General features: G+C 45.3%; 17 protein-coding genes. 4 read left to right on the forward strand and 13 right to left on the reverse strand.

Features of this window, described 5'->3' with window-relative positions; all coding sequences use genetic code 11:
* Nucleotides 1-308: 308 nt before the first annotated feature.
* The 4 genes from fusA to ACTXGE_RS10335 form a co-directional block, all read right to left on the reverse strand.
* Entirely contained in the window at nt 309-2,435 is a 2,127-nt protein-coding gene (gene fusA / locus ACTXGE_RS10320) for an elongation factor G (RefSeq protein WP_317200588.1), read from the reverse strand.
* 411 nt (nt 2,436-2,846) lie between these two features.
* Nucleotides 2,847-3,320: a 30S ribosomal protein S7 gene (gene rpsG / locus ACTXGE_RS10325; protein ID WP_317200587.1), complete on the reverse strand. Its 474-nt coding sequence runs from the start codon at nt 3,318-3,320 to the stop codon at nt 2,847-2,849.
* A 232-nt stretch (nt 3,321-3,552) separates the two neighbouring features.
* On the reverse strand, nt 3,553-3,927 hold the full coding sequence (rpsL, locus tag ACTXGE_RS10330) for a 30S ribosomal protein S12 (protein ID WP_201557636.1): 375 nt from the start codon (nt 3,925-3,927) through the stop codon (nt 3,553-3,555).
* Between the two features lie 346 nt (nt 3,928-4,273).
* Nucleotides 4,274-5,401: an EcsC family protein gene (locus ACTXGE_RS10335; protein ID WP_443543350.1), complete on the reverse strand. Its 1,128-nt coding sequence runs from the start codon at nt 5,399-5,401 to the stop codon at nt 4,274-4,276.
* A 284-nt stretch (nt 5,402-5,685) separates the two neighbouring features.
* Here ACTXGE_RS10335 and ACTXGE_RS10340 point away from each other — a divergent pair, with 284 nt between their 5' ends.
* Both ACTXGE_RS10340 and ACTXGE_RS10345 read left to right on the forward strand, forming a co-directional pair.
* The gene (locus ACTXGE_RS10340; protein ID WP_443543348.1) at nt 5,686-6,921 is read left to right on the forward strand and encodes a beta-ketoacyl-ACP synthase II; all 1,236 of its coding nucleotides are present in this window, start codon (nt 5,686-5,688) and stop codon (nt 6,919-6,921) included.
* A gap of 11 nt (nt 6,922-6,932) precedes the next feature.
* Nucleotides 6,933-8,594 (forward strand): anthranilate synthase component I family protein, encoded by a 1,662-nt coding sequence (locus tag ACTXGE_RS10345; RefSeq protein WP_443543346.1) that lies wholly within the window; start codon nt 6,933-6,935, stop codon nt 8,592-8,594.
* Between the two features lie 2 nt (nt 8,595-8,596).
* Here the strand turns inward: ACTXGE_RS10345 and hisC are convergent, their stop codons facing one another.
* From hisC to ACTXGE_RS10390, 9 genes are all read right to left on the reverse strand, one after another.
* Nucleotides 8,597-9,724: a histidinol-phosphate transaminase gene (hisC, locus tag ACTXGE_RS10350; RefSeq protein WP_443543344.1), complete on the reverse strand. Its 1,128-nt coding sequence runs from the start codon at nt 9,722-9,724 to the stop codon at nt 8,597-8,599.
* Between the two features lie 140 nt (nt 9,725-9,864).
* Complete coding sequence (gene hisD, locus ACTXGE_RS10355) at nt 9,865-11,160, reverse strand: histidinol dehydrogenase (protein WP_435949700.1); 1,296 nt, start codon at nt 11,158-11,160, stop codon at nt 9,865-9,867.
* 186 nt (nt 11,161-11,346) lie between these two features.
* Nucleotides 11,347-12,042, reverse strand: a complete 696-nt coding sequence (hisG, locus tag ACTXGE_RS10360; RefSeq protein WP_443543342.1) for an ATP phosphoribosyltransferase — start codon at nt 12,040-12,042, stop codon at nt 11,347-11,349.
* Between the two features lie 82 nt (nt 12,043-12,124).
* Complete coding sequence (gene murA, locus ACTXGE_RS10365; RefSeq protein WP_317200580.1) at nt 12,125-13,393, reverse strand: UDP-N-acetylglucosamine 1-carboxyvinyltransferase; 1,269 nt, start codon at nt 13,391-13,393, stop codon at nt 12,125-12,127.
* Between the two features lie 118 nt (nt 13,394-13,511).
* Nucleotides 13,512-13,757 carry a BolA family protein gene (locus ACTXGE_RS10370; protein WP_443543358.1) on the reverse strand — a complete coding sequence of 82 codons (246 nt, stop codon included), beginning with the start codon at nt 13,755-13,757 and terminating at the stop codon, nt 13,512-13,514.
* A gap of 189 nt (nt 13,758-13,946) precedes the next feature.
* Complete coding sequence (locus ACTXGE_RS10375; protein WP_443543339.1) at nt 13,947-14,414, reverse strand: hypothetical protein; 468 nt, start codon at nt 14,412-14,414, stop codon at nt 13,947-13,949.
* A gap of 281 nt (nt 14,415-14,695) precedes the next feature.
* Nucleotides 14,696-15,709, reverse strand: coding sequence for an alpha/beta hydrolase (locus tag ACTXGE_RS10380; protein ID WP_443543337.1), 1,014 nt, complete (start codon nt 15,707-15,709; stop codon nt 14,696-14,698).
* 233 nt (nt 15,710-15,942) lie between these two features.
* Nucleotides 15,943-16,833, reverse strand: a complete 891-nt coding sequence (locus ACTXGE_RS10385) for a BON domain-containing protein (RefSeq protein WP_443543335.1) — start codon at nt 16,831-16,833, stop codon at nt 15,943-15,945.
* A 168-nt stretch (nt 16,834-17,001) separates the two neighbouring features.
* Nucleotides 17,002-17,478 (reverse strand): YraN family protein, encoded by a 477-nt coding sequence (locus ACTXGE_RS10390; RefSeq protein ID WP_443543333.1) that lies wholly within the window; start codon nt 17,476-17,478, stop codon nt 17,002-17,004.
* A gap of 132 nt (nt 17,479-17,610) precedes the next feature.
* On the opposite strand from ACTXGE_RS10390, the gene rsmI reads away from it, so the two are divergent.
* Entirely contained in the window at nt 17,611-18,555 is a 945-nt protein-coding gene (gene rsmI / locus ACTXGE_RS10395) for a 16S rRNA (cytidine(1402)-2'-O)-methyltransferase (RefSeq protein WP_443543331.1), read from the forward strand.
* A gap of 54 nt (nt 18,556-18,609) precedes the next feature.
* On the forward strand, nt 18,610-19,644 hold the full coding sequence (locus ACTXGE_RS10400; RefSeq protein WP_443543329.1) for an adenosine kinase: 1,035 nt from the start codon (nt 18,610-18,612) through the stop codon (nt 19,642-19,644).
* Nucleotides 19,645-19,646 lie beyond the last annotated feature (2 nt).

The following is a 19,646-nucleotide window of genomic DNA, read 5'->3' on the forward strand; positions in this document are numbered from 1 at the left end:
ACGTGTCCGATGGTGCCGACGTTAACGTGGGGCTTTACGCGTTCAAACTTGGCCTTTGCCATGAGGTTTTCCTTTTTATGTGGAGTCAGCCTTTAGCCTATAATCTTATAGAAGATAAGAGTAAGGGTTAAAACAAGCTGAGCCCTTAAGATAATGAGTAAGGGTTGCACTTTTAGTGTGCAGATATTATAAGAAAATTACGACCAATAACAAGTCTTTTAACCAATTATTGGCGTATTCTATAGTGGCAATACAGAAATAAAGCCTGTATTGCCCTTGTTTAATTAAATTATAGCGAGCAAATAAATTTACTCGTCGTCATCTTTTGAGTTGAACTTAGCGATGATCTCAGCAGATACTGACTTTGGAATCTCAGCGTACTTTTGGAATTCCATTGAGTAAGTAGCACGTCCTTGCGACATAGAGCGCATTTGCGTGGCATAACCAAACATCTCTGCTAGTGGTACTTCAGCGCGGATCTGTTTAGTTCCACCAGGTAAGTCTTCCATGCCTTGTACCATACCGCGGCGACGGTTAAGATCGCCCATGATATCGCCCATGTAGTCTTCTGGCGTTTCAACTTCAACCTTCATGACAGGCTCAAGTAGCGCAGGATTGGCCGCTAAGAAACCTTTTCTAAAGGCCATAGAACCTGCCATCTTAAATGACAACTCATCCGAGTCAACGTCATGGTAAGAACCATCATACAAAGTCGCTTTGACACCGACAACTGGGTAGCCTGCAAGTACGCCATTTTTCATGCGCTCTTGGATACCTTTGTCGACCGCACCGTGGAACTCTTTTGGTACCGTACCACCAACAACTTCTTCAGCGAACTCATATTCTGTGTCGCCTGCTGGATCGAGTGGCTCAAGGCGTAACCAGACGTGACCGAATTTACCACGACCACCAGTCTGACGGACAAACTTGCCTTCTTGCTCAACGGTTTCGCGGATAGTTTCGCGATAAGCAACCTGCGGCGCACCGATGTTAGCATCAACACTGAACTCACGCTTCATGCGATCAACCAAGATCTCAAGATGCAGCTCGCCCATACCACTGATGATCGTCTGACCAGACTCTTCATCCGTATGTACACGGAATGAGGGATCTTCTTTTGCCAAACGGCCAAGCGCAATAGACATTTTTTCTTGATCCGCTTTAGTCTTAGGCTCAACCGCTAGGCTGATAACTGGATCTGGGAATTCCATACGCTCTAGCGTGATGACGTTGTCTTCATCACACAAGGTGTCACCAGTTGTCACATCTTTCATACCAACCAAAGCTGCGATATCACCAGTACGAATCTCGCTCAACTCTTCTTGCGAGTTTGCCATCATCTGTACGATACGGCCAACACGCTCACGCTTCATCTTAACTGGGTTATAGACGCTGCTACCTTGCTTAAGTACACCAGAATAAACACGAACGAAGGTTAAGTTACCAACGAACTTGTCATTCATGATTTTGAATGCTAGTGCTGAGAACGGGCCTTCATCCGACGCTTCACGAGTACCTTCAGATTCGTCTTTGTCGTTTAAGATACCGCGAATAGCCGGTACATCCATAGGTGCTGGAAGATACTGAATAACAGCGTCCAACATCTTTTGTACCCCTTTGTTTTTAAAGGCAGTACCACAAAGAAGTGGGATGATTTCGTTATCGATAGTGAGCTTACGAATAGCATCGTTGATTTGATCAACAGACAATTCGCCATTCTCTAGGTAAGCATCCATAAGCTCTTCTGATGCTTCAGCCGCGCTTTCAACAAGATATTCACGATACTCTTCTGCTTTATCTTGTAGCTCGCTTGGGATTTCACGCTCTTCAAACTCCATACCTTGAGACGCTTCATCCCAATATAGAGCTTTCATAGTCACAAGATCAACAACGCCTTCAAAATCGTCTTCTTTGCCAATTGGAATAACCAAAGGCACAGGCTTGCCGCCTAGGCGAGTTTTGATCTGCTCAATGACGCGGTAAAAATCAGCACCAACGCGATCCATTTTGTTAACGAATGCTAAGCGAGGTACTTTGTACTTGTTCGCCTGACGCCATACGGTTTCAGACTGTGGCTGTACGCCACCAACAGCACAATAAACCATACACGCGCCGTCAAGAACACGCATAGAACGTTCAACTTCGATCGTGAAGTCAACGTGACCTGGGGTGTCAATAATATTGATGCGATGCTCATCAAACTGCTTAGCCATACCTGACCAAAAGCAAGTCGTTGCCGCTGAGGTGATAGTAATACCACGCTCTTGCTCTTGCTCCATCCAATCCATGGTAGCTGCGCCGTCATGGACTTCACCAAGCTTGTGGCTAACGCCAGTATAAAATAAAACACGCTCAGTAGTAGTGGTCTTACCAGCATCAATGTGTGCTGAGATACCAATATTGCGATAGCGTTTTAGGGGAGTTTTACGAGCCATAGTATTTTCCTAAGAAAAGTCGTGAATGTATTAATATAGGGTGGTGCTCTACCTCACAATCTCAATAAAAGCGCTATCTAGATAAAAGCAATCGGCTTTTATACTTTTAGCTTTTATATTTTCAGCTTTTATACCTGAAGCTTTTAAACGCTCAGCTTTTACAAAACATAAAAAGCGATAGGTCAATAAAAAGAGATAATACGAAAATATGGAGGCATCGAATTTGGAATACTGCTAAAGCACTAACTATAAAACAACGCGCTCAAAACAGTATCAGGATAGATGTCCGCCATCTACATGCTTATAATTTAAACTTAAAACATAAGCAATCTAAACGATGGCGGCAATCAGTAGAATAAATAAACGTCAAACCATCACAGCAAAACTTGTGATTTAAAACAGGCAATGTGCCTAGAAGCGGTAATGTGAGAACGCTTTGTTCGCATCAGCCATACGGTGAACTTCATCACGCTTTTTCATAGCATTACCTTTGCCTTCTGATGCATCTCCAAGCTCGCCTGCAAGGCGTAGAGCCATAGATTTTTCAGAACGCTTAGCAGCCGCTTCAGCAAGCCATCTCATAGCCAAAGCAGTACGACGGGAGGGACGTACTTCCATAGGTACTTGATAGGTTGCACCGCCGACGCGGCGAGCTTTTACTTCTACCATAGGGCGAACGTTTTCTAGTACGTCTTCAAAGAACGCAACAGGATCTTCAACGTTACGTTTTTCACCGATAGTCTCAAGAGCACCGTAAACGATACGCTCAGCGGTAGATTTTTTGCCATCACTCATGATGTGGTTGATGAATTTGGCGATGGTTTGGCTACCAAACTTAGGATCCGGTAGGATCTCACGGGTAGCGACGACGCGACGTCTTGGCATAATATAGTCCTTGTCTTCAGGAATGTCTGACATTCACAACATCTCACTGCTTAGCAGGAATGATAAAGTTGTCAGTCAGCCTTACTGCATAGTGGTATGTTATTTATACAACACCAAGCCTATGCACAGTTAATGGGGGTAGTACTAACTTTTTAAGTTTAAAAGCTTAAGGTAAGTTAAGTTTAAAAGCTTAATGAGTCTAAAAGCTTATTTAATAACTGATTATCAGTGATTAAACTTTAGGCTTCTTAGCACCATATTTAGAGCGACCTTGCTTACGGTCTTTTACGCCTGCGCAATCTAATGCACCGCGAACGGTGTGATAACGTACACCTGGCAAGTCTTTTACACGACCGCCGCGGATAAGAACAACACTGTGCTCTTGTAAGTTATGACCTTCGCCGCCGATGTAGCTTGATACTTCATAACCTGAAGTTAAGCGTACACGGCATACTTTACGCATGGCAGAGTTAGGTTTTTTTGGCGTAGTTGTATATACACGAGTACATACACCACGGCGCTGTGGGCACGCTTGCAACGCAGGAACTTTTGACTTTTCCTTGATGGTTTTGCGACCCTTACGAATCAATTGGTTAGTTGTTGCCATAAGGCATCCTTCTCCCGTTGGGTATAAAACAAAAAAATGGGCCAATCCGGCAAAATCTTGTCAAAAACAACATTTTGTGGCACCCATTTTTAGGACAATGTATTATAAAGACTTGTTACTGTTATTTCAACTACTTATAAGCAGGCTAACTTTTCGCTATCACTGCAAAACAGGCACCTTGATATCGTCTTTGAGAAGCAAGTACTTCTCTACAGACAGACGCTTTTGACGTATAGGCATTAGCCAGTAGTGTCTTTAAGAATAAGTAAATGGCGCTATTAGTCTATTTTTCAAGAGCTTATTGAGTAATAGCGTCATTCAAATAAAAAATTATTATGGCTAAAGATTATTTGCTGCTAGCGGCCTTTTCACTATCCGCTGTTTTTTCTTCCTTATCGCTACTCTCTTGTTTGTCATCAGACTTGCTATCAGCAGCAGAGTTGTCTTGTTTTTCCTTCTCTGCATCCTCTACTTTATCGTCATCTTTTTTGGCATCAGCATCAACATCCACCTTGGCTTCGCTAGCGCTGTCATCAGTAATAGCAGGACTGGCAAGCTTTGGCTCTGGACCAAAGGTCGCTTTGGCAACACCAATCACTTCATCAATCAGGCGGCTATTATAGCTCATACCGATAGCGACCGCGGTCACAGGTAAGAAGCGGCGTAACCAAGCAAGGTTGATATTATCAAGGTCTATGCCGACTTGACTTGCGATACTGTCGACTTGCTCAGCGTAGTAGTTGACGTTTTGATTTTTTAGACCTAGGTTCTTAAGCTCGCTGTGTAGACCGCTGCTTTGTGCGTTGTCTAGTAAGCCTTTACCAACGCCTAGACCTGCTAGCAGTGCCTGTTTTTCTTGCATCTTACTCAAATCAGCGCTCGAGAGTAGCTCATAAGCCATCTTGATCCCTTGCTTACCTGTCAGTGGCTTATCGTATACTGCTGCTAGTTGATAAACCGTACGTAACGACACCAGTAACAACCAAAGCGTATCGGCGAGCAGTCCTGGCAATCCAGCGAGACCTGTAATACCGCCTAAAGTCGCTAGAGCGCGGTTTTGATTGGCGATATCAGTGGCTAACGCATAGCGCTGTTCGTCATCTAAATCAGTGATGTCCGCAAAACGGTGTTCGTTTGGTAAGTCAATCTGGCTCCAAGTGGCGGCAAGTTTAGCCACTTGTGCAAATGCACCATCTACCGTGTTTTGAAATAGGCTATTTGGCACAACCTTTTTGGCATACTTACCGTAAGTGGCAAAGCGCGTACCTATGAGCTGCTGGGTTGCTTTTAGCGTTTGCTCACGAAACAAGTCTTGCTGGTAATCGTCATCGCCTAGGTTTACCGCTTTGTATTGACGCGGTTTGCCCGCCTTGGCATTGACCCCATCGATAAGCGAGCCCATACGTTCAAGATTGTTACGCGTAAAATGACCTACTAAACTGATGCCTTTGTTCAAAGGGTTCTGCTTTGCCATAATGCTATCCTTAATATAGTTTTGATGAGATATTATTTTAATAGAAACACTTAAACTCAAAGTCTAACTGCTTTGCCGCTTAAATTCAGCCTATCAGTTTACTCAAATTGCGCAGGCTTTGTCAGTGCCAACAATGTTATTGCTCATATAAATTTGTATCAAAGTTTTGGTTGGCTACAAATGTTAATAGTAGGGTTATGGCAAAAGCCTCACTTGTGCCATAATGCTACTTATTATAGGTATAAAAATTTAGAGTCAAACACCGCTATTATAAGGAGTAGAATATGCGCCGAGTTGTTATTACAGGAGCAGGGATCGTCTCTTGTATCGGACACGATTTGGACGCTGTGACTACAGCGCTAAAACAAGGCCAGTCTGGTATTACCTTCAACGAGTCCTACGCTGAGCACGGATTTAAGTCGCAGATAAGCGGCAGTATCAACAAAGAAGAGCTAGATACAGCCGGTATCGACCGTAAGCTCAAGCGTTTTTTTAGTGATGCCAGCCTCTATGCTTATGTCAGCGCGCTAAACGCTATTGAGCAAGCTGGCTTATCGCTTGAGACTATTAACAACAACCCGCGAGTAGCACTAGTGGCCAGCTCAGGTGGCGCCTCTACTGAAAATATTGTCAACGCGGTAGACGCTATGCGAGACAAAGGGCTGCGCGGCGTTGGCGCTATGGCTGTACCAAAAACTATGGGCAGCTCGGTATCAGCAGCGCTGGCGACGGGTCTTAAAATTCAAGGCGTCTCCTACTCGCTTGCCTCCGCGTGCGCCACCTCTACTCACTGCATCGGTCACGCCGCCGAGCTTATCCAATTAGGTAAAGCGGATGTGGTGCTCGCAGGCGGCAGTGAGGCGGAGCACTGGACACAGTCTTGTATGTTTGATGCGATGGGCGCAGTCAGCACCCAGTACAATGACACCCCAAAGCAAGCCTCAAGAGCCTATGATAAAGATCGCGATGGTTTTGTAATTGCTGCAGGGGGTGCGATGGTTGTGGTTGAGAGCTTAGAGCATGCCGAGGCACGCGGCGCAAATATCTTGGCTGAAATCGTCGGTTACGGTGCCAGCTCAGATGGCGCTGAGATGGTCGCCCCAAGCGGTGAAGGCGCTGTACGTTGCATGCAGCAGGCTTTGAGCGAGGCAGGACTTAAGACTGTCGATTATATCAATAGTCATGGTACCAGCACCCCGCTCGGTGATATCACTGAGCTCAAAGCCATCGCCAAAGTGTTCGGTGATAATATCAGTCAAGTCCCTGCCATTAGCTCTACTAAATCTATGACAGGTCATAGCTTAGGTGCAGTTGGGGCGCAAGAGCTGATCTACTGCTTACTAATGCTACAAGATGGCTTTATCGCGCCTAGTATCAATGTTAAAGAGCTAGATCCTGCTGCTAAAGGGTTTGATATCGTCACTCAAAAACGTGATGTGGATCTAAACACTTTGATGAGTAATAGCTTTGGTTTTGGTGGTACTAATGCCACTTTAATTATCAAGAAATTTACCCCTTAGACAATACCTTTATGAGCTTATTAAAAAACCCATATCCTCTAACAACGCCAGTTATTCAAAGTAATAGCTGGCGTTTTGGTGATTTGGCGGCAGCTGATTTGTTGCCGATACTGCAGCGGCATCTATTGGCGCAAGACCAAAAGGCGAGATGGCAACTGGTCTGGCTCAATAATAAGGATCAGCCTGTTATCGGTCTACTACCTAAGGTCAGCTGGCAGGTTTATCCTGATAGCTCTTATCAAAATGACATCGATAACAGCGCGACTTATCAAATTATTAAACACTGCCGTGATACTGGCTCAAATAATGATAAAACAAGTAACGATAAAACCTGCACTAAAATAATGACTTATCATGCTTGGCAAAATGAGCTCATCACCTATAGCGAAGACTATAGAAGCGGTAATAACCACTCAGCTCTAACTGATGCACCTAAATATCATCATGGGCTAATGGGTTTTATCGGCTACGATATTGCCGCGCATCACTTAAGTCCAAACTCAAATATCAAGCAAGCGCATCAACCCTGCGCGGTACTTGGGCACTACGATATTTATTTAAGTGCTGATAAAGATCAAACGCAGTGGACACTACAGGTAACATCAGATAATAGTGCTTTACCTCAAGACTCAAAAGCGGCGCTCATAAAAAAGCTGATAACTTATTTAGATGTATTAAATAGCCAATTAGCGATGACAAACACTTTTAAATCGGCAACCAAGCCTTTAGTGCTTACAGCAAAATGGCAAAAGAGCGATTACCAGCAAGCCTTTATTCAAACTCAGAATTATCTACAGCAAGGCGACTGCTATCAGATCAACTTGACGCAAGCGTGGCTTGGTAGTTTTGATGCTGATGCGAGTTTTAATGATAAATCAGCGACGCAGCTTCTTGATTACTTGCCTGCTCTGCATCGCAATACCCAAGCGCCGTTTGCTGGATATATGAGTGTGACTCCCTCTATTCAACATAGCCAGATAGATAGACAGAAGGCGCATTTTGAATTACTAAGCTGCTCACCTGAGTTGTTCTTTACTTTTATCAGTGATAGCAAAACTAGTACGCATCATATCCGTACCAAACCTATCAAAGGCACGCAGCCGCGCGGCGCAACTGCTGAGCAAGATAAAAGGCTCAAACAGCAACTCATCAATAGCGCTAAGGATCGCTCTGAGAACGTGATGATTGTGGATTTGCTGCGTAATGACTTGGGCAAATATGCCAAGATAGGTAGCGTTAAGGTGCCGCAGTTATTTGATATTGAGAGCTTTAGTAACGTGCATCATATGGTGAGTACCATTACCGCTGAGCTAAAGCCAGATACCCATCCATTAGCGGTATTATTTGGCAGTTTGCCTGCAGGCTCGATCACAGGCACACCAAAAAAACGTGCGGTTGAGATTATCGCAGAACTAGAAACCGTGCCACGCGGTGCCTACTGCGGCACCATGGGCTACATGAATTTTAATGGTAGTGGTCAGTGGAATGTATTGATTCGCACGCTACAAGCTCAGCATAACCCTAAAAATAACAGTGATAGCCAAGTGAGCTTGTGGGCAGGTGGCGGGATAACAGTGGCGTCTGACTGCTCCGATGAGTATCAAGAATGCCTCGATAAAGTCGGTAATTTACTTGCTGTATTGCACCAAAACAAAGACAAGACAGCAAGCTAATATCAAGAAGACAAGGCGTCCTGATTTTGATCTATCTTATCATGAAGCACCGTTAGAGCGTCGATTAGACGTTTGTGCTGATCAGGCGTACCAACCGTGATGCGCACATATTCATTAATCCGCGCCTTATCAAAATGACGTACGATAATGCCCTGCTCGCGCAATTGGCTTGCGATTTCTTGCGCATTACCCAAAGGCGGACGCGCAAATACAAAATTGGCGTGGGACGGTAGCACCTCATAACCAAGCGCGCTCAAACCAGCCGTTAGTGACTGACGCAAATCTATAACTCGCTGGCAAGTTTGCTTAAAGTAGTCGCTATCTAAAACACTAGCCTTTGCCCCTGCTTGCGCCAGCTTATCGAGCGGGTAGCTGTTAAAGCTGTTTTTCATACGCGTTAGCGCTTCAATGAGCGAGAGGTTGCCAAAGGCCATCCCTACCCGCAAGCCTGCAAGTGAGCGCGATTTTGAAAAGGTCTGCGTCACTAGCAAATTATCAAATTCATTGATGAGACTAATCGCTGAAACATCCTCATCTTCTGCAAAATCAATATAAGCTTCATCGATAACAATCACAGCATTAGTGTGCTCGCTGGCAAGCTTGCTAATATCAGCTAGTGACAAAAGCAGCCCTGTTGGCGCATTAGGATTGGCTATGATAATCCCGCTACAAGGCTGGCGATAGGCGTCAGGATCAATACTAAAGTCAGACTCTAGCGCTATCTGCACCAGCTCCACGCCAAAGGTTTGTGCATATACTGGATAAAAACTATAGCTGATATCAGGTGCAAGCACAGGGCGCTCTTTCATAAAAAAGCTGGCAAAGACTAGGGCCAATACCTCATCAGAACCATTACCGACAAACACTTGATCACGCTCAAGGTCATAATGCTCTGCTAGTGCTGTGCGTAGCTCATCAGACTCAGGATCAGGATAAAGGCGCAAATTGTCCGCTTGCTGCGCGAGCATATGCGTAATTGCCTCGCCGACTTTCGGTGACGGCGGGAAGGGATTTTCATTGGTATTTAATTTGCACAAATTGTCGTGCTGGGGCTGCTCACCTGGCACATAAGGTGATAAGTTACGCGCTTTAGCTGACCATAATCTGTTGTCTATTCTTTGCTCGCTCATAATTTATCCTAAAGCTAATCGATAACTATTTATCGCATCATTTATGACATCTCTATGTCAAGAGCATAATCGAATACTGCTCATCAATGGTGCTTTATTTCTACTGTTTTGTCTATTTAATCAGCGTTAACATCAACTGATTACTGATAGCGATAACGCGCTGATCTGGCGTGTGCCTCTAGATCTTCGTGCTGCGCGAGGATATCTGCCGTTCTTGCCAGCGCTTGACTGCCGCTTTGCGTACAATAAATTATTGAAGATTTTTTTTGAAAATCATAAACCCCAAGCGGTGATGAGAACCTTGCAGTACCTGAAGTTGGCAGTACGTGGTTGGGGCCTGCGCAGTAGTCACCGATAGCCTCTGGCGTATGACGACCCATAAATATCGCACCTGCATGACGAATATCGTTAAGTAAGATATCAGGATCATCCACGGATAATTCTAAATGCTCAGGCGCAATACGGTTAATCAGTGCCATGCCCTCGGCTCTATCTCTGACCAGTATTAACGCGCCGCGGTTCTCAAGAGAGTCACGTGCAATATCCGCTTTTGGTAACTCAGCCAACGCTTTTTCGATCTCTATCGCCACTTCTTTAAGCTGTGACGCACTGGTCGTTACAAAGATAGCTTGCGCAATACGGTCATGCTCGGCTTGTGAGAGTAGATCCATTGCCAGCCAGTCAGCGCGATCCGCCGCTTCGCCCTCAGCATAAACCAAGACCTCGGATGGGCCTGCGATCATATCGATGCCGACTTTACCAAATACCGCACGCTTGGCAGCCGCTACGTATTTGTTACCAGGCCCTGTAATTTTATCAACCGCTGGAATCGTCTTAGTACCGTAAGCCAGTGCTGCGACGGCTTGCGCGCCGCCAATAGTAAAGACACGGTCCACTTGAGCCAGATGAGCGGCAGCCAATACTAAAGGATTAAGCACCCCTTTGGGCGCAGGTACGACCATGATGATTTCAGTTACGCCTGCAACTTTTGCAGGAATCGCGTTCATGAGTACTGAAGAAGGATAAGACGCTAGACCACCTGGCACGTAGATACCAACGCGATCGAGTGGCGTGACTTTTTGTCCTAAACGGTTACCCAGCTCATCCTCGTACTGCCAAGTCTCTTGTACTTGGCGCTCATGGAAACTCTGAACTCGGGTCGCCGCCGTAGTCAAAGCGTCACGAACTTCATCATCAAGGCTATCGAAAGCTTTAGCTAATGCCTCTTTAGATAATTCAAGCTCACTCATTGATGTTGCTGGATGCTGATCAAACTTCTGCGTCAACGCCAGTACCACATCGTCGCCATCAGCGCGAACTTGCGCGATGATGTCATCAACGGTGCTTAGTAATTTGGCATCGTTGACGGTCTCAAAAGCTAACAACTGCGTCAATTGACTATCAAAATCAGTATCCAAAGTGCTTAACTGGCGCATAATTTGTCCTATATTCTATCTATTTGACTAAAAATAATGAGGGCGGCCTAACCGTAGACACAACAAAACCAGTTTAGCATGCCATATTCCTTTTATAGCGCTCAACTGGTTTTATAATCTGTATAACTGTGTTTAATTTTATGCTTACTATCAGTACTGACAGCTAACGTTATCATTAGAGATGAGCTAGGCTGTGGCAGCAATACTGTCTTTAAAACTGTTTAAAATAGGCTCAAGCAAAGCAAATTTACGCTTATAGCTGACTTGATTAACGATTAAGCGCGAAGACACATCACAGATATGATCGCGCGGCTCAAGTCCGTTAGCACGCAGGGTATTGCCTGTATCGACCACATCAACGATCAAATCGCCCAAACCGACTAAAGGCGCAAGCTCCATCGAACCGTACAGCTTAATCAAATCGACCTGCTGACCTTGACTAGCAAAGTAAGCACGGGCAACGTTGACGTATTTAGTCGCAATACGCAGACGGCGGTTAGGAAGCGCGGCTCCCTTAATGCCTGCGGTCATCAGCTTACACTGGGCAATGCGTAGATCAAGCAGCTCGTACACATGATTGGCCCCATGCTCAAGCAAGACATCTTTACCCGCTACGCCAAAATCAGCCGCACCGTGCTCTACATAAGTCGGTACATCACTTGCGCGCAGGATTAGTACGCGCACGTTGGGATTAGATGTCGGAAAAATAAGTTTACGCGAGGCCTCTGGGTCTTCTAATAAGTCAACACCAGCCGCTTGGAGTAGCGGCATAGTCTCCTCTAAGATACGCCCTTTAGATAACGCTAAGGTTAAACCTGAAAACTCATCGTTTACTTCGTTTAGTAAGCCACTATTTGAGTCGTGCTTGGTTGCTTCGGTCATAATGACACAGTGTCCATTTGCTATTTATAGTCTAATTGAAATCGGTATTGATACTAATTTTGTTCTTAGTGCTTAATGACTACTAATCATTAGTATTGACGCGCTCAATATTCACGCCTAACGCGCGTAGCTTGTTTTCGACGTCTTCATAACCGCGATCAATATGATAAATGCGATCGATGAGGCTCTCGCCTTCAGCCGCTGCCGCTGCCATAACGAGTGACATAGAGGCGCGCAGATCAGTCGCCATTACGGGAGCAGCAGTGAATCTCTCAACCCCTCTGACGACTGCAGTGTGACCATCGACCTGAATAGAGGCGCCGAGACGATTAAGCTCAGGCACATGCATATAACGGTTTTCAAAAATGTTTTCTATAAAAGTGCTAGTACCATCAGCCAAACAGGCAATCGCCATCACTTGCGCCTGCATATCAGTTGGGAATCCTGGATGCGGCTGGGTACGAATATCGACAGGCAAAGGACGACCACTCATTTGGGCGCGAATCCAATCATCACCTGTGGTAATGACTGCACCCATGTCTTCAAACTTCTCTAGCACCGGCGTTAATAGTAGCGCTGAAGTGTTTTTAGTGAGTACATCACCGTGCGTCATTAAAGCGCCAGCCAAATAAGAGCCGGTCTCAATACGATCAGGAACGACTGAATACTCGCAGCCATGCAAGCGCTCAACGCCTTCGATGGTCATGATCGAGGTACCAATGCCGCTTATCTTGGCACCCATCGCAACTAGCATATTCGCCAAATCAACGACTTCTGGCTCAAGCGCGCAGTTACCTAGTACTGTCGTACCTTTGGCAAGAGCGGCTGCCATAATGACGTTTTCAGTACCGCCAACAGTCACCATATCAAAAGAAAAATGACAGCCTAGCAGTTTGCCACCTTTAGGTGCTTGCGCTTTGACGTAGCCATTCTCAACCGAGATCTGTGCGCCCATCGCTTCAAAAGCTTTGAGATGTTGATCCACAGGACGTGAGCCAATAGCGCAGCCGCCTGGCAAGGAGACTTCTGCCTCACCAAAACGCGCCAGCAAAGGCCCAAGCACCAAGATGGAGGCGCGCATAGTTTTAACTAAATCGTAAGGCGCGTAAAAGCTGTCGATATTTTTGGTATCGCAAGTAACAGTATCCTCTTGCTTTTGAATGTCGATACCCATACCACCGATCAGCTTAATCAAGGTTCGCACGTCTTGTAGTGAAGGGACATTATGCAAAGTCGTCGGACTCTCAGCTAGTATCATCGCTGCAAGCAGTGGTAATGCTGCGTTCTTGGCCCCTGAAATAGTAACTTCCCCTGCGATACGACTACTACCGGTGATTAAAAACTGATCCATAAAGGTAACAACCTAGCTGTGCTTGCAAATAAAAGTATGCAGGCGAATAAATAGAAAAAGAACAAAGGTAAAAGTGCTAAATGAGTTCACTTCAAATTTTGATCAAATACAAAAGCCATTAGCCTTTGGACTGAATATCCCACTCTGCTGGCGTAAGCGCTTGAATGTTAAGCGCATGGATATCGCCGCTTGCAATCTTATCGTTGACCAAGGCATAGATGGCCTGCTGACGCTGAACGGTGCGTTTGCCCTCAAAGCTGGCGTCCACCACGCGGACATCAAACTTGTTGCCTTGGTTAGCGGCTTGAATAAAAGCCTCTGGATAATGCTGCTGTAAAAAGGCGATAAGATCGTCGGCATTCATGCTCATAGAGTAACCTGTTATTAGATGTTTGGATAAATTAGTGGACGTATTATAACAAGAGTTTAGCTATCTTACAGCACTGTCTGTGTATAAGCGCACATGACATATACACAGACGATATTCACATTACTATAGTGAGATAATAACGGCTTTTACGATTATGCAAAAGCGAAGCGCTTTATCTTAGCTTTAACGCATTCTCATCTGCGCAACACGCTTTATCGTTCGTTTTTCAATCACTCGATCCGATTGACTCGCTAAGCTAAACTTAACATCGGACTGACGCAGATTCTCTGAAATATTGAGTTGGATAATGATATTTGATTTAGCATCGCAAGGCACGGTGATACACCACTGCTGCTCAATGCCTTTTTCGATGATTGGATTCCATTTTATATCATAGTTGTACTTTTGATTGACGCGCTCAAGCTTCGGCACGATGACTTTATTGAGATAAGCGTGGCGATCACTCTCTCTTAGCTCGTTATATTGATTTATCTCTGAATTAGTGAAGGGTATATTGGCGATAGGCTGCGAGCTAGGATCTTTGAGTATGATAATATCAATCCCTAATATAGGATCACTACCTCCCGCGGCAAATGACAACGAAGGTACGGCTAAAGTTAGGCTTAATAGTGACAATTTGAGTAGTTTCATGGTGGTAGTCCTTTAGTTGATTTAGATTTCCTTAACTTATAATCTTGTATATTTTAATAGTATTTCTTCTATAATAGAGGTAGACCGCATTGAATGAACAGTCTTTTGTTGTATTTATACTTCTAAATATACAGATATAGCGAAACATAAAAAACCCCAGCAGGCGCTAGGCCAAACTGGGGATTTAGTATGAGAGGTTACTTAACAGTGCTGAAGACCTATCAAAAATCTATTTTAGGGCTGTCTAAGACGCTATCAAAAAACACCCTAAACTATTTTAGTTATTTTAGCTCTTTATCCAAATAAGCGACCACTTGCGCGCGCACATCATTGACCCAGCGTAGTGGCGGCGCCATGGCGCCAATACTCGTCGCATGACTGGCGCCTTTGATAACGCCTGTCTCAACGGCGACGCCTTTTTCTTTTAGTGCTTGCGTCATTTTAATGGTGTTTTGATCATGGACAATTTTGTCATTCTCAGCGGTCAGTAACAGATATGGTGGCTGTGGCCCTTTGATCTGTCTATCTGGCATTACCTCATCTGGCGTTGCATTATCACCAAAGGCACTCGCGCTACTAAATTTACGAAAGTCATAACTATAAGGGCCTGCAATACCAATGACGGCGCTAATATCATCAGGCTTAACCCCATATGGCGCTAAAAAGTCTTCGTTAGAGACCGCGGCCACGGCATTGAACGCACCTGCTGAATGTCCAATAACCGCAAAACGCTCAGGGTCGCCATAGTAGTTTTGGGCATTGTCATAGCTCCAAGCGATCGCTTTTGCCGTATCTTTAACATAATCAGGATAAGCGTGTTCAGGCGCTTTACGATAATTGATGACCGCTGTGATATAGCCTGCCTGCGCTAGGCTTTGACCGACGAACGCATACTCTTCTTTGTTACCACTCTCCCAAGAGCCGCCGTGTACGAACACCACCATAGGATAAGTATCGCTAATGACCTGCTGCGACTTCATAGCTTGCGCTAATGGTTTTGGATAATAAATATCCAAATCTTGCAAAGGCTCATCACCGTACAAAATATCCTTGCTAACGCCAACGCCGCCACTTGCGGTGATGCCATTGACGATAGCCAATGCTGACAAGGCTTGTGCTTGCTGCGTTGCAAGCGCAATACCGCCTATTGCGACAGCGGTGCTGATGCCTACCGTACCCAAATTAAATTTGCGTGACCCAGTTTTACCTGACTTAGTCTTACGTGACTCTGTCTTACGTGATTTAGTTTTACCTGACTCAATATTGATATTTAACTTTTCATCGTTTATAGCCATTATTCCTACCCTATATTATCCCTATTTTATTTTAGTGTCAGTCAACAACTTAAATGCTGCATTGCAAGTACGACGTTATAAGCATTACGTTGACTCCTCCCTTGATTTTACTGGTTATAGTGTAATGGCTATCGCTTTAGTTATCGTGCTTTTCCTGTTATGTCTGTTTAGGGTTATTGTCATTCACGTTGCACTAACTGCTTATACTATCTTTGAGCGCTTTTTATTTTAAGTTATTGATCCTTATACAGATCGATGTAAGGACTTGATGAGTTTTGATAGGAGGTCGGGCTTTGTGTCTCTGGACTTTGCGTACTTGGGCTTTGAGTGATGACTGGGGTTTGGTTGGTAGAAGGTACAGGGCTTGTATTTACTGACCCGACAGGTGCATTGACGCGATTGGCAGTATCTAACTGTCTGACAATAGGCTGAGCTGGCATCTGACTTGTCGCATCGGTGGCCAAATTAGCCTCGTACATAATGTCATCACGGCTAATCTTGATACCTCTATCATCGACCACAGTCGTTAGGAGCACCAGCTCTGTTACGCCAACGGTACCATTAACAATGTCGATCAAGTGGCTTTGCTGCGTTGGGGTCAGGCGTCCCATTAGGTAGACCACGCCATTGTTGCTGACCGCTTTGATTTGTGAGGCTTTGACGCCGTCATTAGCGGCGGCCTTTGCCACGAGTTTTGAGGTGATATAACCATCTTGCACAGTTGAGCTGTAACCGCGAGCCACGCCGACGTTGAGCTCGTTGTAGACAGCTCGTACATCTGGCATGGAGCTGATGACCTTTTCAACTTGGGTCTTTAACGTCTCGGTAGGTACTTCGCCCGTGAGCAAAACTTCACTATTAAAGCTATCGATACTCATTCGGCTGGTTTGCTGTAGATTCTCTTGTAGACCATAGACATTTATCTTGGCGGTATGTTCGATACTGCGATCAAGAAGGCGCTGCGGTATAGTACGCTCAGTGACAGGCACGCCGTATGTACCCTCAGTGCTATTGGTCAAATAGTTCGTCGTACAACCTGTTATCGCTATACTAGTAGCAAATGCTAGGCTTACTATCGCTTTGTAAGATAAAGGTTTGGCAGCAGTTGCATACGTCCGTGTCATGGTTTACTCCATAAAGTTATTGGCTTGTTTTAGGACAAATTATTTCTGTGAGATTTTTTGTGATCGCTTAAAATATAATCTTTACTACGTGATGTCATTCTTTATTTATACGTTTTATTCATAGTGTATCTTCTTGCCATTTGAAACTTGTTAAATAGTAGCGACGACTTACCAAGCAGTAGTGACAAAGGCGCCTTTGAGCCACTCTGGTACTTCACTATCAAACATAGTTGTAGTAGAAGGCACAACATCGTAAGCTAATACATCAAAACGGCATTCGTAATCGGCGTACTTTGGATGCTGCTGCAAAAAGCACTTAGCTGTCTTAATAATCTTTTTTTGTTTAGCTTGGGTTACGCTCATCGCAGCACTACCAAAACCTGAACGCTTACGCTGACGCACTTCAATAAAAACTAAAATTGGCCATGCTACGCCTGCCTCTATCATGACTAAATCGAGCTCACCGACTTTAGGCTGTTGCCAATTTTGAGCGATAAGCGTTAAGCCTTGTATCTGTAAAAACGAGCAAGCTTGCTGCTCAAAATAGCCGCCTTGGCGCTGTTTGGGTGAGGACAATTGTAGCGGACGCTTGACAATATTGGTGCTACTTCGCTCGCTAGTATCACTGGTACTTAGATCAGCCATAACGCTGACTTCCCTACTCGAACATTTCATAATTATCATAGCACAACATGCTAAACTAGCTATCTTAATACCCTGCATTTATGTTTTAGCACTTTTTTATCTCATTTATCGTCAAACTATCTTGAGGTCTTCATGTCTACTGTCACCGCGATGCCAGCCTGTCTTTATATCATCGCCACCCCTATCGGTAACTTAAGTGATATGACGCCGCACGCTATCGACACCCTCAAACAAGTGGCTATTATCGCCTGCGAGGACACGCGCACTTCTGGCAAATTGCTCTCACACTTTGGCATCAATACTAAAAATAAATCTGATGACATCCAAAGCAAGGCAAATGCATCAGACAAAGAGACAAAAAACGCTACAGATACTGACCGTGGACATAACAAATTGTGGGCGTATCACGAGCACAATCATGCCATTCAAACGCCCAAAATTATCGAGATGATCCAGCAAGGACACTCAGTCGCGCTGATTAGCGATGCAGGTACGCCACTGGTCAGTGACCCCGGCTACCAGTTGGTGCAAGCTGCGCACGCAGCGGGCGTGAGCGTCTCCCCTATCGTCGGTGCTTGCGCCGCTATTGGCGCGCTATCGGTCGCAGGACTGCCCTCGGATCGATTTAGCTTCATTGGGTTTTTGCCTGCCAAGACTCACGGCCGACAAAAACAGCTTGAGGCGTTAAGTGCGCGCACCGAAACGCTTATATTCTATGAAGCGCCGCACCGTATTCTTGCCAGCCTGACAGATATGGCAACGGTGTTTGGTCACGACCGCGCGGTGACCTTTTGCCGTGAGCTGACCAAGACCTTTGAGACGGTATACAAGTCAACGCTTGGGGCGCTGATTGATTTTGTCAAAGCAGATGATAATCAGCAGCGCGGTGAGATCGTGTTGGTGATAGCAGGCAATAACACTGCAACTGGTGATGACGATATGAGTATTCATGATACTTTGCTACAGCGACTATTGCTGGATCTATCGGTAAAAAAAGCAGCAGCGCTGGCATCTGATATCACGGGCGTCAAAAAGAACGCTTTGTATCAGCGGTTGCTAGCATTACAAGAGAAGTAGGCATTGAACAAAACCGAAAACTTAACACAGATAAAGGTATAGGAGAGTAAAGCGATGTATGACGTAATGGCGATAGGTAATGCTTTGGTGGATCATGAATATGTGCTAAGTGATGCAGCACTAGAGGACACTGACCTTATCAAAGGTCAGATGACGCTGGCCGATCTTGATGAGCAACAAAAGCTATTGGCGTTTTTTGAACTCGCTGATATAGCGCCCTCCAAGCAAGCAGGCGGAGGCTCAGCTGCAAATAGCATGTACGTGTTTGCAAGTTTAGGCGGCAAGCCGTTTTATGCCTGCCGCGTAGGCGATGACACGCCGGGACAGTTTTATTTACAGGACTTGCATGAAGCAGGCGTTGCCACCTCAGAGCAGTCGATACACGCAGGCGGAGTAACAGGCTCCTGCGTCGTGGCAGTGACCGAAGATGGCGAGCGTACTATGCAGACCTATCTTGGCACCTCAAGCGAGATTACCGCAGACAACGTCAATTTTGATGCCTTGACTCAAGCGGATTGGTTGTATCTAGAAGGCTACCTAGCGATGTCTGAGGGTATTCAACCTGCAATGACCCAGTTGCGCCAACAAGCGGGCATCAACGGCGCCAAGATTGCGGTCAGTTTTGCCGACCCTGCTGTGGTGCAGTTCGCCAAAGACGGTCTGCTTAATATGCTCGGCAACAAGGTTGAGGTGATATTTTGCAATAGCGAAGAGGCCAAAGCCTTTACCGATAAAAAACAGATCAAAGCAGCGGCGCGTGCGCTACTTGAGTACTGCCAAATTGCGGTAGTGACCGATAGTGCCAATGATACTATTATTGCGCAAGCTGGCAGCGCACAAAGTGGCGATAACCAGACCGATATTATTATCCATGAAGTGCCTACGCCTGCGGTAAGTAATGTCATTGATACCAATGGCGCGGGTGATAATTACTCGGGTGCGTTTTTATACGCGTTATCGCAGCATTACAGCCTGCCTGAATGTGGTCGTTTGGCGAGTGAAATATCCGCGCAGGTGATTCAACAGTTTGGGCCGCGTCTTAGCTCACAAGATTATAAAGACATTGCTAAGCGTGTCTTAACGGTTTAAAT

The organism is Psychrobacter sp. T6-4, from assembly GCF_052258425.1.
Taxonomy (GTDB): Bacteria; Pseudomonadota; Gammaproteobacteria; order Pseudomonadales; family Moraxellaceae; genus Psychrobacter.

Excerpts from the sequence above, each read along its gene's own strand:
- hisD (WP_435949700.1), bottom strand. The coding sequence starts at position 11,160 with ATGCGCCAGTTAAGCACTTTGGATACTGATTTTGATAGTCAATTGACG.
- ACTXGE_RS10335 (WP_443543350.1), bottom strand. The coding sequence starts at position 5,401 with ATGGCAAAGCAGAACCCTTTGAACAAAGGCATCAGTTTAGTAGGTCAT.
- ACTXGE_RS10390 (WP_443543333.1), bottom strand. The coding sequence starts at position 17,478 with ATGGCTGATCTAAGTACCAGTGATACTAGCGAGCGAAGTAGCACCAAT.
- ACTXGE_RS10380 (WP_443543337.1), bottom strand. The coding sequence starts at position 15,709 with ATGGCTATAAACGATGAAAAGTTAAATATCAATATTGAGTCAGGTAAA.
- fusA (WP_317200588.1), bottom strand. The coding sequence starts at position 2,435 with ATGGCTCGTAAAACTCCCCTAAAACGCTATCGCAATATTGGTATCTCA.
- murA (WP_317200580.1), bottom strand. The coding sequence starts at position 13,393 with ATGGATCAGTTTTTAATCACCGGTAGTAGTCGTATCGCAGGGGAAGTT.
- ACTXGE_RS10345 (WP_443543346.1), top strand. The coding sequence starts at position 6,933 with ATGAGCTTATTAAAAAACCCATATCCTCTAACAACGCCAGTTATTCAA.
- rsmI (WP_443543331.1), top strand. The coding sequence starts at position 17,611 with ATGTCTACTGTCACCGCGATGCCAGCCTGTCTTTATATCATCGCCACC.
- ACTXGE_RS10370 (WP_443543358.1), bottom strand. The coding sequence starts at position 13,757 with ATGAATGCCGACGATCTTATCGCCTTTTTACAGCAGCATTATCCAGAG.
- ACTXGE_RS10340 (WP_443543348.1), top strand. The coding sequence starts at position 5,686 with ATGCGCCGAGTTGTTATTACAGGAGCAGGGATCGTCTCTTGTATCGGA.
- ACTXGE_RS10385 (WP_443543335.1), bottom strand. The coding sequence starts at position 16,833 with ATGACACGGACGTATGCAACTGCTGCCAAACCTTTATCTTACAAAGCG.
- hisC (WP_443543344.1), bottom strand. The coding sequence starts at position 9,724 with ATGAGCGAGCAAAGAATAGACAACAGATTATGGTCAGCTAAAGCGCGT.
- ACTXGE_RS10375 (WP_443543339.1), bottom strand. The coding sequence starts at position 14,414 with ATGAAACTACTCAAATTGTCACTATTAAGCCTAACTTTAGCCGTACCT.
- rpsG (WP_317200587.1), bottom strand. The coding sequence starts at position 3,320 with ATGCCAAGACGTCGCGTCGTCGCTACCCGTGAGATCCTACCGGATCCT.
- hisG (WP_443543342.1), bottom strand. The coding sequence starts at position 12,042 with ATGACCGAAGCAACCAAGCACGACTCAAATAGTGGCTTACTAAACGAA.
- rpsL (WP_201557636.1), bottom strand. The coding sequence starts at position 3,927 with ATGGCAACAACTAACCAATTGATTCGTAAGGGTCGCAAAACCATCAAG.
- ACTXGE_RS10400 (WP_443543329.1), top strand. The coding sequence starts at position 18,610 with ATGTATGACGTAATGGCGATAGGTAATGCTTTGGTGGATCATGAATAT.